Raw genomic sequence first — 14,785 nt, forward strand, 5'->3', positions numbered from 1 at the left:
GCCTAACTCGTGGCCAGACCTGGGTCAGGTATGCGCTGTATCGCCCACCGGGGCTTTGCCGGACTGTATCCGGAGAACACGCTCGCTGCCATCGAACAGGCCGGCGAGCAAGCTGATTTGATCGAACTCGACGTGCGCCGCTGCGGGTCGGGTGAGCTTGTCGTCCATCACGACGAAACCGTCGACCGGTTGACTACCGCGAACGGGCGGGTCGCGGACATGACCGCCACGGAGCTTTCGAGGTTGAACGTCGAAGGCTCCGGCGAGGGTGTGCCGACGCTCGCCGCGGCGATCGATGCGGTCCCCGCGGATGTCGGGCTGGATATCGAACTCAAAGAGCCAGGGCTCCTCTCTGACGTCCAGGACCTCCTTTCGGACGTTGATCTCGAGATTTGGCTCTCCTCGTTCGATATCTCGATTGTCGAGACGGCCAGTGAACAGACTGACTATCCGGTGGTGTTACTCGTCGGGGACTCCTCCGAAGCTGGCATCGAACGGGCCGCTGGACTGGACTGTGCGGGACTGGGGCCTCACTGGCGACTCGTCGATTTCGCCCTGATCGAACGGGCACACCGTGCCGATCTTGCCGTCTATCCCTGGACGATCACCGACGTCGATCGCGCAGAAACCTTCGCGAAGATGGGTATCGATGGCATCATCGCGGACGACCCAGTTGCATGCAGTGCGGAGTGACTGACAGTGCAAACGTGGCTGGCGACAGCCCCGACCCAGGCGAGTTACAAGCGGGCGAGGTTCTGCCGGAGCTTGATGTTCGCCGTCATCAGTGCCGTCGCCGCCATGATGATGAAGACGACCTGAACGTGGAGGACGATCACCGTTTCGATGCCGCCAAGCGTACCCAGGGCCATCGCCGGCACGAACGCACTGAATGCTAAGACTGGGAGCAAATGGCGCAACAGGGTATCCAGCATCGTTCCCTGAACCATCGATCGGGAGAGTTGCGTGCGCCCGTGCCAGTACCCGTAGGTTGCAAAAGCGATCGCCCCGAATCCTTCCAGTGCGACCACTAGTTGCTCGCTGATGCCAATAGCTTCCGCAGCAATCGCTCCGGCGACGACGAGCGCGAACACCGCGACCAGGGGACTCCGAACGACGCTTGCGGTCGTGGCGCGGTCGCTCTCTGCGACCGAGCCTTGGCGGGCGATCAACCGCATTGTGAGTGCCAACAAGAGGACGAAGCCAAGGAACACCCCGTCCCGAACCGAGGGGATGCCCGCCACGACGATCTCGACGATCCCGACGATCCCGTAGATCGCGGCTGCGCCACCGACGAACGCGAGGTACGTCCAGATCGACGCTTGGGATGGGAGGTCGCTCGCTCGGCGATTCCACAACGCATAGACGCAAAACCGGACGCCCAGCACCCCGATCAAGACGAAGCCGATGAAGTAGATGAACGTGAGATTGGGGTTACCGGCGATCTCCTGGAGCGCAACCGCCACGTCACTCGGCATGAGTCAACTCCTCGTGCACGCTCACGACGTCTCTGCGGAAGTCATTGATTGTTTCGTATCGCACCAGGGACCGTTTGGCCATCGCCTTGCCGACGATGTCATCGATCGCGTCGGGCACGTCGACTGACGCCGAGGGCACCGGTGGCTCGCTGTACATGACCTGTTCGCGAATCTGTTCGAACTCACCGGAAACGGGCGGCCGTCCGGTTAGCAACCGATACAGGACGGCACCGAGTTGGTAGATATCCGTCCCGTGATGGATCTGGCCGAATCGCCGATCGTAGTACTCGGGGGCAGCATACCGTGGATCGAGCACGGTTGCCGGCGTGACGTACCACCGATAGACATCGAGCAGGCCGACGTTGTCGAGGGCGGCGGTCCTCGGAACCGCTCCAGCTTCCGTCGGGAGCGCGACGTTCTCGGGATCGATCCCGCCGTGGACGACACCGTGCTGGTGGGCGTATTCGAGTGCGTCGGCCAGGTCGATCGTCAGCGAGAGGGCAGCCGATGGGTCGATCGACCCACTTCGATCCGCCAGGGTCGCGTCCGATGGGTCGGTCGCGGCCCACGGCCGGGGCTGGTTTCCCCAGTGGAACAGCGAAATGATACCCGGGTGATCGGCGACGGCGGCCCACTGGTCGATGGTATCACTGAGGTCTGAAACGAATGGTTTGCTGTCGCTGGTCGGGCGGTGAAACAGCCGGATCGCCAGTGCTCGTTCGACGCCACCGTCCTCGACGAGAACGCGTGCAATCTCCGCGTAGCGACTCTGTTTCCGGCCCGAGAGTACCATCAGGTCCTCAAAGCGACTCTGCTCGATGATCGTTGTGAGTCGATCGAACAGCCGGTTCCACTGTTGTCGTTCCCTCGCTTGACCCGATCGCCCACCAGCGCTCGCTTGGTGGTCGTCGACACCGTCTTCGGGGGCACTCCCGGGCTCTAGCGGTTGGTCCGCATCCGGATGGCGCTGTGGGTCTGCTGGATCGATCACTTGTCGGTCCGGTGCAACTGACTGGGGCCCGAACCGTCTGCCCGGTGGTCGGACACGGCCGACGTCCTCGTGACGCGCCTCCCCGTCCTCTGCTCCAGTCGGCCCTCCAACAGCGGTGGTGTCGCGGCGTTCCTGGATTGCTTCATCGACGCGCTCCGGGAACTGCGAGGCGACGTAATCGTAGGCGAATTTCGCCTCTGCTCGACTCGCACTGTCGAGTCGATCCCCCAGCCGTCGAACGATCGACGGAATCGATTCAGGGTCCGTAGCGGCAAGCAGACAGAGCCCGAACGTTCCAACGAGTCTGGTCTGGCGGTCCTCGTCGTCGAGGTAATTCAGCAAGACCGGGAGGTCTCCGATGCCGCTGGTGGAATTTGAGAGGAGCTCTCTCAGTATGTCTTCGGGCTCGTCGCCGCTTGGATCGTCGCCTTCGGCCATTTTCAGCTCCAATTGCGGTGAAATTCGGACGCTTTGATAATGACTGTTGGGGGTCAGTGGCGTGAGGACGGTGACATGCTGTGTTGAGGTTATCACCGCTGAAAATTGGGTGCGGGCATTTACGGTACGGTGTGGCGTGATTTTCCACAATGTCAGCAGACAGTTCCGGACTGCTTCCGGCGTTCGTTCGCGAACGTTATACGGCGCGGCTGGGGGCTGCGCTCGCGTTCGCGATCGTGGTGATGCTCGCCTTTGGATTGGTCATCAGCGCACAGGCGACCGGGCAACTTCGTTCGGATGTCGACGACGATCTGACAACCCAGGCGAACGCCCAGGCGGCCCAACTGGATACGTGGGTATCGGCAGTCAAACAAGACGTACGGACCACAACGCAACTGCCGGTCTTTGCGTCGGGCGAGACAGATCGGGTCCGAGACCGTCTGACCGCGATGGTCGAAGGCAATACCGTCCCTGACGACGTCGTTGCTGTCCACTATTTAGACACCGAATCGATGGCGTTCCTGACAAGCTCCAGTGATGCGATGATCGGTGTCAATCCGGCCGATCAGGGGGCGGCCTTTGGGACCGATCCACCCAACTTCGACAGCCCGGACGACGTCTACGTCTCGGAACCGTTTTCGGTCCCAGTAGTCGATCATCCGATCATCGCCGTCATCTCCCCGATCGAGGGTGCCGAGGATCGGGCCCTCGTCTATATGACCGATCTTGAAGCACGCGCGAATGCCCTGTCGGCCAGTGGGGAAACGGAGACAGTCGTCGTCAACGACGCTGGCCGATACGTCGCACACCCGAACGCAAGCAAGATCCTGACGCAACATACTGGCGGAGACACCGATCTCGCGGCCGGTGAGACGGCGTTCTCGCGGAGCAACGGGATGCTCATGGGGTCGAGAAAGCTTACGAACCAGCAGGACTGGACTGTCATGGTTCACACAGCCGTCGAAGACGCCTACGCCGTCTCGAATCAGATCAACGCCGATCTCCTTGGGCTGGTGTTGCTCGCGATCATCAATCTCGGGTTGATCGGCGTGACAATCGGCTCGAACACGGCACTCTCGTTGCGCCGCCTGGCTGGCCGTGCCCAGGAGATGGGTGACGGGAACCTCGATGTCGATCTCTCGACGGACCGCGAAGACGAAATCGGCACGCTATACGAATCGTTCCGCAACATGCGCGATTCGTTGCGCGAAAAGATAGACGAGGCCCAAAGCGCGACCGAAGCGGCCCAACAGGCCCGGGAAGACGCCGAAGCCGAACGGGCGGAGATGGAGGCCCTATCCTCGCATCTACAATCGAAGGCCGCTGCCTACGGCGACGTCCTCGATGACGTTGCCGATGGGGATCTGACCAGGCGAGTCGATCCTAACAGCGAGAACGAGGCGATGGAAACTGTTGGGAAGGAACTCAACGCGACACTGGATGCCCTGGAATCGACCATCGCCGACGTCGAATCCTTCGCCTCGGAGGTCGCCCAGTCCAGCGATACCGTCAGACAAAACGCCGACCGCGTCAGCGACGCCAGCCGGCAGGTCAGTCAATCGATCGACGAAATATTCGACGGGGCGAGCGAGCAAAGCGAGCGCTTACGGGACATTGCCGACGAGATGGAGACGCTCTCGGCGTCGGCCGAGGAGGTCGCCAGTTCGGCCCAGGAAGTGGCCGCAACGTCCAGAGAAGCGGCCGAAGTCGGCGAGACGGGCCGCGACGCCGCCGAAGACGCCATCGAGGAGATGAATGCGATCGAAGACGAGACAGAACGCACGCGACAGGCGATCAACGATCTCGCGGCCGACCTCGAAGAGATCGGCGAGATCGTCGACCTGATCACACAGATCGTCGAGCAGACGAACATGCTGGCGATCAACGCCTCGATCGAAGCCGCCCATTCGGGCGGTGGCGAGGGCTTCGCGGTGGTCGCTGACGAGATCAAGAGTCTCGCCGAGGAGACCAAAGACGCGGCGGGCGACATCGAAGCACGCATCGAAGCCATCCAGGAACAGGCCGACGAGACAGTTCACACCATGGAAACGACCAGCGAACGGATGGGCGACGGTGTCAAGACAGTGACCGAAGCCGTCGAATCCCTGGAAACGATCGTCGAACACGCCGAGGAAGCCGACCGTGGCATCCAGGAGATCGACGATGCGACCGAGGACCAGGCACATACGGCCCAGCAGGTCATGACGATGGTCGACGACCTGACGGCGATCAGCCACCAGACCACCGAAGAAGCCGACACGGTCGCCTCGGCGGCCGACGAACAAACTGACTCGATTGCAGAAGTCTCCGAGTCGGCAGGCGAATTGCGCCGGCAGGCAGACGAGTTACAGTCGCTGCTGGACCGCTTCGAGGTTGACGGGACGAACACTACCACCGCGACGGTGGGGGAGGACTAATCCATGGTCGAATTCGACATTACGCTCTGGTTCACGCTCGGGACAGTGGGAATGGCGTTGGGAAGTATCGGCCTCGGGTACGGCTTCCTGGTGCTCCCCACCGAGTGGCGGCGCAGCTACGCCGACGTCGTTGTCGTGACGCTTATCGCGACAGTCGCCTACGGACTGATGGCGCTCGGGATCGGCGATATAGGGGCCGCTAACGGGGCGACAGTGTCGCTCCCGCGGTACGCCGACTGGCTGTTGACGACGCCGCTGCACGTGATCTTTATCGCCGTCATCGCCGGTGCGGATCGCCGGCTGACGCTCACGGCTGCTGGCTTGCAAGCCGCGACGATCGTCCTCGGATTTGCCGGGGCACTCGTGACGAGTCCTTTGAAGGAACTGTTCTTCCTCGCCGGGAGTCTGGTCTTCGTCGTCGTCGTCTACTTGCTGGTCGTCGAGGCTGCCGAGAGTGCCGATCAACAGGACGTCACGACCGCCGGACTGTACCGGAAACTCCGGAACTTCGTGATCGTGCTCTGGCTGATCTACCCGGTTATCTGGCTGGTCGCGCCGACAGGCTACGGACTTATGGATGCCGAGACAAGTTCGCTGGTCATCACGTACATCGACGTCGTGGCGAAGGTCGGCTTCGGGCTCATTGCGCTGAACGGGTTACAGAGTCTGCAGTCGTTCGGTGTAGATCGCCTCGGCCAGTCGCTGGCCGAGGACTGAGGCGGCACGAACGTGTGGCGCTCTGCTGATCGAGCAGACGTGCACGAACGCCGCGATTCTCAGGGTTGATGAGGTGACGCAGCGACTCGCTCGGATCTGCGTAACGAGTTGGGTGCCTGGTGAAGGACCACCACCGGCCGATCTAACAGTGTCGTTGCCCGGGAGCAAAGCGACCGCAGTTGTGGTTGCTATCGACGGGTTCGACCACGGACAAGGACCGCTCGCCAGTATCGATCGTGCGGGGCTGTATCACCGATTCGAACAGCAGAAACACTCACCGCAAAACTCGGCGAGCAGTTCGAACCCCCCAGCCTTCCATCGCAAGGTCGAGGCTGGACAGCTCGGCCAGAAGAGCGGTGAGAAATTTCGCCGCTGGGAAAACGACCAGCCAGCCGATGGTACCGGTGACAGCGAGTGAGTCAGTCCTCGAAGCGCGTTTCGACGCTGTGTGCATGGGCTTCGAGTCCTTCAGCCTCGGCCAGCGTCGTAATCGTCTCGCGAAGATTTTCGAGTCCGTCTTCAGAGAGTTGCTGATAGGTTGCCGGCCGAATGAAGTCATCGACCGATAGTCCACTAGCGATGTTGGCCGACCCGCCGGTCGGCAGGACGTGGTTAGTCCCGCTCGCGTAATCGCCGGCCGCAACCGGCGTATATTCGCCGACGAACGCACTTCCGTAGTGCCTAATGCGATCGAGGAGGTCGCGTTCGTTTTCGGCCCGAACGTAGATGTGCTCGGGTGCGTACTCGTCACTGAATTCGACGGCTGTGTCCATCGAATCGGCGACGAAGACGCCGCTGGCGTCGTTGGCGAGGGCCTCCCGGACGATGTCGGATCGCTCGCGCTCGTCGGCCTGCCGTTCGATCGCCGCGGCGATGGTTTCAGCGTGTGTCTCGTCCGTGGTCACCGCAACGACGCCGGCGTTGGGATCGTGTTCGGCCTGGGCAACCGCTTCCGCGGCGACGATCTCGGGGTCGGCGGTGTCGTCGGTCAGCGTCAGCACTTCGCTCGGCCCGGCAAGCATGTCGATCCGGACATCGCCCCGGACCTCGGCCTTGGCCGCGGTGACCCATCGGTTCCCGGGGCCGACGATCACGTCGACCGACTCGACGGACTCGCTGCCGTAGGCCAGCGCAGCGATGGCCTGTGCGCCGCCGATCTGGTAGACGGCGTCAGCGCCGGCGGCGTGCATCGCCGCCAGCGTGACCTGGTTGATCTGCTCGGCGGGCGGGGTCGCGACGGCGACGTGTTCGACGCCAGCAACTTTCGCGGGGACGACTCCCATCAGCACGCTGGAGGGATAGGCTGCGGTCCCACCGGGAGCATAGACCCCTGCCGATTCCAGCGGATAGTATTTCCGCCCGAGTTCTCGCCCCTCCTCGGTCTCGACTGTCCAGTCTTCGGGGACCTGTCGCTCGTGGAAGGCGCGGATGTTGTCGGCGGCCGTCTCGATGGCCTCGCGTACCTCGTCGTCGATGGACTCGTAGGCCTGGGTGGCACGGTCGGTAATCTCGAAGTCCTCGACTTCGACACCGTCGAAGCGTTCACAGAACTCAAGGAGTGCGTCGTCTCCCTCATGATGGACGCGGTCGACGATCCCGGCGACGTCTTCCCGGATTTCGCCGATACCGGAGTCTCGCTCGAAAAGCGCACGTCGCTGCTCGGCGTCGAGGGCGGAAACGGACTGTACGTCCATACCGAGTGGCGATAGACAGTCCTCCCCAAAACCACTTGCTATCCGTGCCTGAGTCCCTGATTATCGTCGGTGGGGATTCCCCGAAACGGGTCAGCGATTTCGGACGGTCCACCAGGCACCAAGGGCGACGAGCAGGAACGTGCCACCGAGGAAGAACGCGACCGCCGGGTCGGTCAGCAACGCTAAGAGCCCCTCTTCGGACGCCGACTCTGTCGTCTGGATGCCGATCTGTCCCCCGGATTCCTGTGACGCGGATCCATCGAGCCAGCGATTTGCTGCGAATCCGAACGCCACTGCCCCGCCAGCCAGGACGCCGACACCTGCAAGGACGCGAGCGACCGCACGCTTCAACAGCGACTGGTCTTCCTGCTCGCCGGCCACCAGTACCAGGGCCTCGCTGGTCGGGGCGTAGACGTTCATCTCGTTGCCCTTTGCCGAGTAATCGGTCCCGACAGATTCGATTAGGTCGGCACCCGCTAACTTTTCGACGTGGTAGTGGACGTTCTGCAGCGATGTCCCGATCTCTTCGCGGATTTCCACCGGCGTCGACGGGTCCTCGTAGACAAGCGCCAGGACTTCTCGGGCTGTCTGGGAGGACAGTGCAGCGAACGCTTCGTCGGCAGCCTCGTCGGCGAGCCCTAAAACACGTGGTTCGTCCGCGGTTTCGGTCCGTTCACCGCGGCGTGGCAGTAGCGTACCCATTACGCCACGATACTGTGTCCACGAAAAAGGGGTTGGCGGTCACTCAAACAGCTCTTTGATCGATGGTCCCGGTAGCCCAACGTGCCCTCTTGTCCCTTCAAACAGTGCTTTGACCGTCTCTAGCCATCAGTCAGTCGCTCGCCCGTCAAACGGGCGTGGTGGCAATCGGAGGTCTTCGATCGACGGCAGGTGTTTGACGTTGTAGACGAGTCGCAGTGTGTCCGTCTGTGGTTCGCCAACGCAGGATAATCGGATGCCACGCTCGATGGCCTCCTCCGGAAGGATGTGATTGACTGGCTGGGAGAGCTCTCCCTCAAGCACGGCGACAGCGCAGTTCGCACAGGCTCCGCCACGACAGGAGTACGGCCAGGAGAAGCCACCTTCTTCGATCGACTCCAGTAATGGGGTGGTTTGGTCGACATCGATTCGTCCGTACTCGTTCCCGGTGATCCCGGCCGCTCGTGACTTCTCGAAGAGATCGGGGTCTTCGAGGCTCCAGCCCTGATCGACGATTGCCTCGTAATCGACGAATTCGACATCCGTCCGAGTGACAGTTTCCGCCACTGGGTCCGAGACGGACGGCTGGGCTTCGTATGCACCATCGAGCAGTGTCTCGTAGGCCGCCTGGACGCGGCGAAACTCCGCGATCGAGCCACCCTGGTCGGGGTGGGCCTCCTTGACGCGCTGTCGATACGCGCTGTGGATTGCATCCTGGGCTGTGCCAGGGTCGACGCCCAGTACTTCGAAGGGTGACGGCACGGCACACACTAGTCAAAATTGCGTGTTAAACCTTCGCGTGGCGGAAATTCACCTGTGTCCGGTACAGCCCTTCGTGCGACAGACTTCCTGCCTCGGGCATCGATTTGCCGACCAGTATGTGGTTGTACTCCAACTCGAACGTGATGTTACCCCCAATCTCCCGGTGTTCTCCGCAGTTGTCCTCGCGATGATCGGTGTTGGATTCATGACCGGGCTGTTCTGAGTCGCCCTTGATGGGTCCATTACTAGCCACACAACTGTCGACTGTACTCTCTCGCCAGTTGATCCACAGTTACGAATCCAACCTGACCCGGCCACTCACCGTCGGACTTCGAAAGGGAAATTGCAATAACTCGGCATCGCCTACCGGTTTGTATGGATCGGCCACAGATGAGCCAGGACGCGTCTGCGATCGACCGATCGCGATCGGTCCATGGCTCCGGTCCGTCAGATCCGAAACAGAGCTACCGCCGGGGGTCCGTTGGGGGGCGCCGAGTTTCGTTCGGCGCTGTTCGGGCCTGTTGTTGTCGCTGTTGACTACTTGTTCGTCCGGACGGATCGACGTCGACTACCCTCAAGCGATACCACACAGACATGACAACACACGACACATCGAAGGCATCGGTATTGGACACCATCGGCGAGACGCCGCTGGTCGAACTCGACGCGGCCCCGGGAGCAGTCCCGGTCTACGCCAAGGCCGAGACGTTCAACCCCGGCGGGAGCGTGAAGGATCGAATCGGAAAGCACATTCTCGAAGGATTGCTCGATCGTGGCGAGGTCGAACCGGGCGGGACGATCGTCGAGCCCACCGCCGGTAACACCGGTATCGCCTTGGCGATCGCTGCGACCCAGTTAGATCTCGATGCGATTTTCGTGGTCCCGGACGGCTTCAGCGTCGAGAAAGAGCGATTGATGGCGGCTCTCGGCGCGGAGATCGACCACATTTCCGGCGACGGCGGCATGGCCGCGGCCACCGAGCGCGCCCACGAGATCGCCGACACGTTCGACAACGCCGTCGTCCCCCAGCAGTTCGCGACGCCGTTGAACGTCGAGGCCCACTACCACACGACCGGCCCGGAAATCCTCGACGCGCTCGACGGCGAGGTCGGAGCGATTGTCATTGGCATCGGCTCCGGGGGCACGTTGACCGGAATCGTTCGTGCCGTCCGCGAGCAAGTCCCCGATGTGCACGTCGTCGCCGTCGAACCCGAGGGCTCGACGTTTGGCTCGTTGCTCGGCGATGATCGCGAGGAGGGCCCGTACAAGATTGAGGGGATCGGCACGCACGATCCCGACGTGACCGAGTTGCTCGAACCAGCGGAGATCGACGAGTTCTTGCCAGTCAGCGACCGGGACGCCCACGCCGAAGTACAGCGACTCGCTACCGCAGAGGGGCACCTCGTCGGATCGAGTTCCGGCGCGGCGAGCGTCGCGGCTCGACAGGTGGCCGAGGAGATCGCAGCCGACGAGCGCGACGCGCCGTTCGACACCGTCGTGACGGTGTTCCCCGATGGGGGCGAGCGCTATCTCTCGAAGAACATTTACGGGTCCTTCGAGGAGTGGGAGGAGAAATCATGACTGGCGACGGGTTCGATCCGGACGACTTCGAGACGCGGGCGATCCACGCGGGGTGGGAACCTGACCAGGAGACTGGCGCGATCATGCCGCCGATCTATGCCTCCTCGACGTTCGCCCAGGACGCCCCCGGTGAGGATCGCGGCTACGAATACTCCCGGACGGGCAATCCCACGCGGACGGCCCTGGAAGACAATCTGGCCAGTCTCGAGGGCGGTGAGTACGGCCGGGCGTTCGCCAGCGGGATGGCCGCGATCAACACCGTGTTGAACCTCCTCGAAGCAGGCGATCACGTCGTCGTCGGCCGTGACGTCTACGGCGGCACCCACCGGCTGTTTACCGGCGTCTACGAGGATTACGATCTCGAGTTTTCCTTCGTCGACGCAACTGATTCGGATGTCGTGGCCGAGGCGATCACCGACGAGACCGCACTTGTCTGGATCGAGACGCCGACAAATCCCCTGATGCAGATTGTCGATATCGAAGCGGTATCGGCGGTCGCGAGCGAGCGTGACACGTTACTCGCCGTGGACAACACCTTCGCGACGCCGTATCTCCAGCGCCCGCTCGAACACGGCGCTGACATTGTGGCCCACTCGTTGACGAAATACCTCGGCGGTCACTCGGATGTCGTCGGCGGGGCGCTGGTCACTGACGACGAGCAACTCGACGAACGATTCGGCTACTACCAGAATAGCGTTGGCGCAACGCCCGACCCATTCGGGTGTTTCCTCGTTCTCCGCGGGACAAAGACCCTGCCCGTCAGAATGGACCGTCACAGCGAGAACGCCCGACAGCTGGCGACGTGGCTGGACGACCAGCCGGCCGTCGAAACCGTCTATTATCCCGGTCTCGCGTCCCATCCCGGTCACGAGGTCGCGGCGGCACAGATGGATGACTTCGGTGGGATGCTCAGCGTCGATCTGGCTGCCGACCTCGACGCTGTCCGGGAATTTGTCTCGGCGACTGAGGTGTTCACGCTGGCCGAGAGTCTCGGCGGCGTCGAGAGCCTCCTCGAACACCCGGCGACGATGACCCACGCGGCCGTCCCGGCACCGGAACGCCGCGAAACCGGCATTACTGACGGACTCGTTCGACTCAGTGTCGGGCTCGAATCAGTCGAGGATCTCCAGGCTGACCTGGAGCAGGCACTCGCTGGGACGGTCGACTCCGACCGATAACAGGACGTCGGGACTTATCGAGCCTTGGAATCCATCGAGCAGGTGTCCATACCGACCAGAGTATACATCCCGCAGCTTCCCGTCGCTGCAGTGCCGAGCATCATGAGTGCAATCACGCCGAAGACTGGCGACAGAAGGGCAGGAAGTGAGATGACATTTGCGAGGATAGCGAGCGAAACAGCGCCCGCAAGCCCACCAAGTAGTGTTCTGATCTGACGGTCCGTCCCACCAACGTTTTTCTCCATAGACATGCTTACGACGCCAAGCGTATAGCCTTTTGTATTGGGACGATCGAGAAGAACTGTATGTCGAAAAAGTCCGATAACAAGGCCCCTACCACGTAAAACGGAGTACTATGGAGACATAGTATTGTGTGGTTAAAGCAATAGATGGGGAAGCCATCACCCAAGACCAGCAGATGGCAGTCTCATCACTCGTCTAGAACAGCCCTCGAATGCTTCGATATAACCGATGTTCCCGACGAGCGACCAACGGGAGCGAGGACATTTTTTGGTCGAGCTTTTGCAAGCGAGCAGCGCGGGACATGCCGTGTCCCGCGGGCCGTACGGGCGACTCGTGGGTCGCCCGTACAACGCAGCGAGCACTGTAAAAGCTCGATGTACGACCGGAACACGATCGGCCGAACTTCTACTAGTAGTCCCGGGATATGTCGTGAATAGAGCACTAGCGCGGGGCGCTGATCTACTCTGACAGCCCCCAAGACTCGTCAAGAACTGCGTGACACTGTTCGAGTATTTCGTCGGTGAATTCCGTCGTGATGCGTCCCTGTGGATTCGCTACTGCACGGTGTTTGACCGTTCCAATAACCCATGGGGAACAGTATGATATCTTCTCGGGATTTCGACCTGTAATCCACGCATCTCCGACCTCGTAGTTTGCCGGAAGGTCGCTCGTCGTGAGTGGGGCACAAACGTACTCTTCGCCGGGATACGGTAGCTGCTCTGTGACCAAAACCAACCAGAGTCGAGGATTCGAGCCCCGTCTGAAGGGGTCAGGGGCCCAAAAGACATCCCCTTTCCGATAGGTGTCACTCACGCTGTTGACGCGGATCGACCGCGTGCTTTTGCCACTCATCGTACTCGAACGGGGCTTCTTCGTGACTTGCTGCGACTTCGCTAGCGTGGGCCGTTGCAGCGTCGACGCTCCGATCGTGGTCTCTGATTCGCCAGTACCGCCCTCTGTGGTCTACTCGCCTGCGTTCCCGAAGTCGCACCAGCGTCGGTCCGACCGAGCCACGCTTGACCTCGGACGCCTCTGCAATCTCGGTCTGGGTGAACGCCTCGTGTGCATGCTCTTCGAGAAATTCGAGTATCCTGGCAGCATTCGTTTCGGGCCTCGGTTGCCCCTCATCGTTGTCGATTGCCTCGAACCGATCAGCGCTGATTGGCATATGTGTGTACTGATTTGTATTAGATGTACCAAAGACTTCCTCAGATGCTCTCTCGCGTCCGTCTGTGACCGAAGTGATCGTCAATGCCGATACCCCCGAGCGTATTTCAACTCCGATACATATCAATCACGACAGGGGGAATCACGCCTACCAGTTATGGTTTCACGCTCCGCATCAGCAGCAATGCCCAGCCACACAGAGAGATACCGGCTTCCTTCGGAAAACCAAGCCTCGACAAAAGGCCGTATCTGATGCCATGTATCTTATTCATTTCTGAAATGTACGCCCAGGTGTGTTCGGCATTATATATAACGGGGTACTTGTGTGTAGGACTCGGACGAAATTCGTCCTGAGATCACCATACCGGGTATCGGTTTAGCGACTGTCTGGTTGACGTTTAGCTGAGCCGACCCCGAAGGAAAAATTGTGACTATATCAGACGACGCTGACAGCAGATGGTGCTCCCCAGATTAGACTCCCTGAGGGTAGTATTGCGCCGAATAGACGATATTGACAACCGTCATCCCCATCTTTCGCTGATGAATTTTAAAAGATTCTCATCACGAGAGTCCACCTTTTCAGATGAAAATTCAGGTCCGTTTAGATCACGGAGTACCTTTAGCGAGGATTTAGAATATATATTGTCATATTTCGACTCAAAGGATGAGTTGCCTTCGGATTGATTCTCTCCTGCACTCAGTACAGCCAAGTTTCCAATCCGGTTTCGGTTCTCAATATGATTCTCTAATTTATTTCCTTCTTCCGCATTTTTTGGAACGAGATGCTCCACGTGGAAGTTCTTCCTAAACTCATGATAAGGAGCGAGTGAAAGGAGGCCGGAGGGTCCACGTAGTGAGCGTTCGTATTCGTACATGACATATTTGACAACCTCATTATTTCTCACACCACCCCATCCAGAGGTAAAGGAGCCATCAAGGACGTCGGGGGTACTGAAGAAGTCGGAGACGACTTCTTCGATTGGTGCAATCCGATCTCTCTTTTCTCTGATTCTGTCAATAGCCTCCTTAATTCCAAGCTCTTTCGACTGGTATCCGGCGTAGCGTTGATTATCGGAGTTGAATACCTTCTCTACTCTCTCCGGTTTAACATCAGACCAATACAGATCGTTGGCGATAGAGGAAAGCGCATTGTGGTATCCTTGCGCTCCGTGAGACATCACCAAGCTATATCTGAAAACTAACTTCTCCAATTCGTTCACTATGTCAGCAAATTCAGAAGACTGAACTCCGAACTTCTCTGCTACTGCAAACAATATCGGAGTCGTCGCGGATTGAGATCCTGCATGCAAGAAGATGAGCTGTATTTTTCTAACAGATTCGTTGATTGCGGAATCATGGCCTTGATCGGGATCGAAGTACTTCTCTGCAAATTTATCTCGGTTGGTCAGATACGGGTACCACT

Annotated in this window: 13 protein-coding genes; 5 read left to right on the forward strand and 8 right to left on the reverse strand. The window is 60.2% G+C overall.

What is annotated here, in order from left to right; all coding sequences use genetic code 11:
• The first annotated feature begins 30 nt into the window (after nucleotides 1–30).
• The gene (locus HZR20_RS13175) at nucleotides 31–693 is read left to right on the forward strand and encodes a glycerophosphodiester phosphodiesterase (protein ID WP_181687203.1); all 663 of its coding nucleotides are present in this window, start codon (nucleotides 31–33) and stop codon (nucleotides 691–693) included.
• Nucleotides 694–737: 44 nt separating this feature from the next.
• On the opposite strand, the gene HZR20_RS13180 is transcribed toward HZR20_RS13175, so the two are convergent.
• Nucleotides 738–1,475 carry a hypothetical protein gene (locus HZR20_RS13180; RefSeq protein WP_181687204.1) on the reverse strand — a complete coding sequence of 246 codons (738 nt, stop codon included), beginning with the start codon at nucleotides 1,473–1,475 and terminating at the stop codon, nucleotides 738–740.
• Nucleotides 1,465–2,904, reverse strand: coding sequence for a serine/threonine protein kinase (locus HZR20_RS13185; protein WP_181687205.1), 1,440 nt, complete (start codon nucleotides 2,902–2,904; stop codon nucleotides 1,465–1,467). Before HZR20_RS13185 ends, HZR20_RS13180 begins: the two co-directional genes overlap by 11 nt.
• A 149-nt stretch (nucleotides 2,905–3,053) precedes the next feature.
• Here HZR20_RS13185 and HZR20_RS13190 point away from each other — a divergent pair, with 149 nt between their 5' ends.
• Together HZR20_RS13190 and HZR20_RS13195 are read left to right on the forward strand one after the other, a co-directional pair.
• On the forward strand, nucleotides 3,054–5,321 hold the full coding sequence (locus tag HZR20_RS13190) for a methyl-accepting chemotaxis protein (protein WP_181687206.1): 2,268 nt from the start codon (nucleotides 3,054–3,056) through the stop codon (nucleotides 5,319–5,321).
• A gap of 3 nt (nucleotides 5,322–5,324) precedes the next feature.
• Nucleotides 5,325–6,038, forward strand: coding sequence for a bacteriorhodopsin (locus HZR20_RS13195; RefSeq protein WP_181687207.1), 714 nt, complete (start codon nucleotides 5,325–5,327; stop codon nucleotides 6,036–6,038).
• Between the two features lie 419 nt (nucleotides 6,039–6,457).
• Here HZR20_RS13195 and hisD read toward each other — a convergent pair whose 3' ends face one another.
• From hisD to fer, 3 genes are all read right to left on the reverse strand, one after another.
• Nucleotides 6,458–7,732, reverse strand: a complete 1,275-nt coding sequence (gene hisD / locus HZR20_RS13200) for a histidinol dehydrogenase (RefSeq protein WP_181687208.1) — start codon at nucleotides 7,730–7,732, stop codon at nucleotides 6,458–6,460.
• A 90-nt stretch (nucleotides 7,733–7,822) separates the two neighbouring features.
• Nucleotides 7,823–8,434: an ArsR/SmtB family transcription factor gene (locus HZR20_RS13205; protein ID WP_181687209.1), complete on the reverse strand. Its 612-nt coding sequence runs from the start codon at nucleotides 8,432–8,434 to the stop codon at nucleotides 7,823–7,825.
• 126 nt (nucleotides 8,435–8,560) lie between these two features.
• The gene (fer, locus tag HZR20_RS13210) at nucleotides 8,561–9,193 is read right to left on the reverse strand and encodes a ferredoxin Fer (protein ID WP_181687210.1); all 633 of its coding nucleotides are present in this window, start codon (nucleotides 9,191–9,193) and stop codon (nucleotides 8,561–8,563) included.
• Nucleotides 9,194–9,787: 594 nt separating this feature from the next.
• Between fer and HZR20_RS13215 the strand changes: the two genes are divergently transcribed.
• Both HZR20_RS13215 and HZR20_RS13220 read left to right on the forward strand, forming a co-directional pair.
• Complete coding sequence (locus HZR20_RS13215) at nucleotides 9,788–10,774, forward strand: PLP-dependent cysteine synthase family protein (RefSeq protein WP_181687211.1); 987 nt, start codon at nucleotides 9,788–9,790, stop codon at nucleotides 10,772–10,774.
• On the forward strand, nucleotides 10,771–11,952 hold the full coding sequence (locus HZR20_RS13220) for a cystathionine gamma-synthase (RefSeq protein WP_181687212.1): 1,182 nt from the start codon (nucleotides 10,771–10,773) through the stop codon (nucleotides 11,950–11,952). The genes HZR20_RS13215 and HZR20_RS13220 overlap by 4 nt, the downstream gene beginning before the upstream one ends.
• 14 nt (nucleotides 11,953–11,966) lie before the next feature.
• Here the strand turns inward: HZR20_RS13220 and HZR20_RS13225 are convergent, their stop codons facing one another.
• The 3 genes from HZR20_RS13225 to HZR20_RS13235 form a co-directional block, all read right to left on the reverse strand.
• Nucleotides 11,967–12,197, reverse strand: a complete 231-nt coding sequence (locus HZR20_RS13225) for a YgaP family membrane protein (RefSeq protein WP_181687213.1) — start codon at nucleotides 12,195–12,197, stop codon at nucleotides 11,967–11,969.
• Between the two features lie 803 nt (nucleotides 12,198–13,000).
• On the reverse strand, nucleotides 13,001–13,363 hold the full coding sequence (locus HZR20_RS13230; RefSeq protein WP_181687214.1) for a MarR family transcriptional regulator: 363 nt from the start codon (nucleotides 13,361–13,363) through the stop codon (nucleotides 13,001–13,003).
• Between the two features lie 520 nt (nucleotides 13,364–13,883).
• Nucleotides 13,884–14,785 (reverse strand): HNH endonuclease family protein (locus HZR20_RS13235; RefSeq protein ID WP_181687215.1); only part of this gene is annotated, 902 nt, incomplete at its 5' end.

The organism is Halorhabdus salina (assembly GCF_013839425.1).
Taxonomy (GTDB): domain Archaea; phylum Halobacteriota; class Halobacteria; order Halobacteriales; family Haloarculaceae; genus Halorhabdus; species Halorhabdus salina.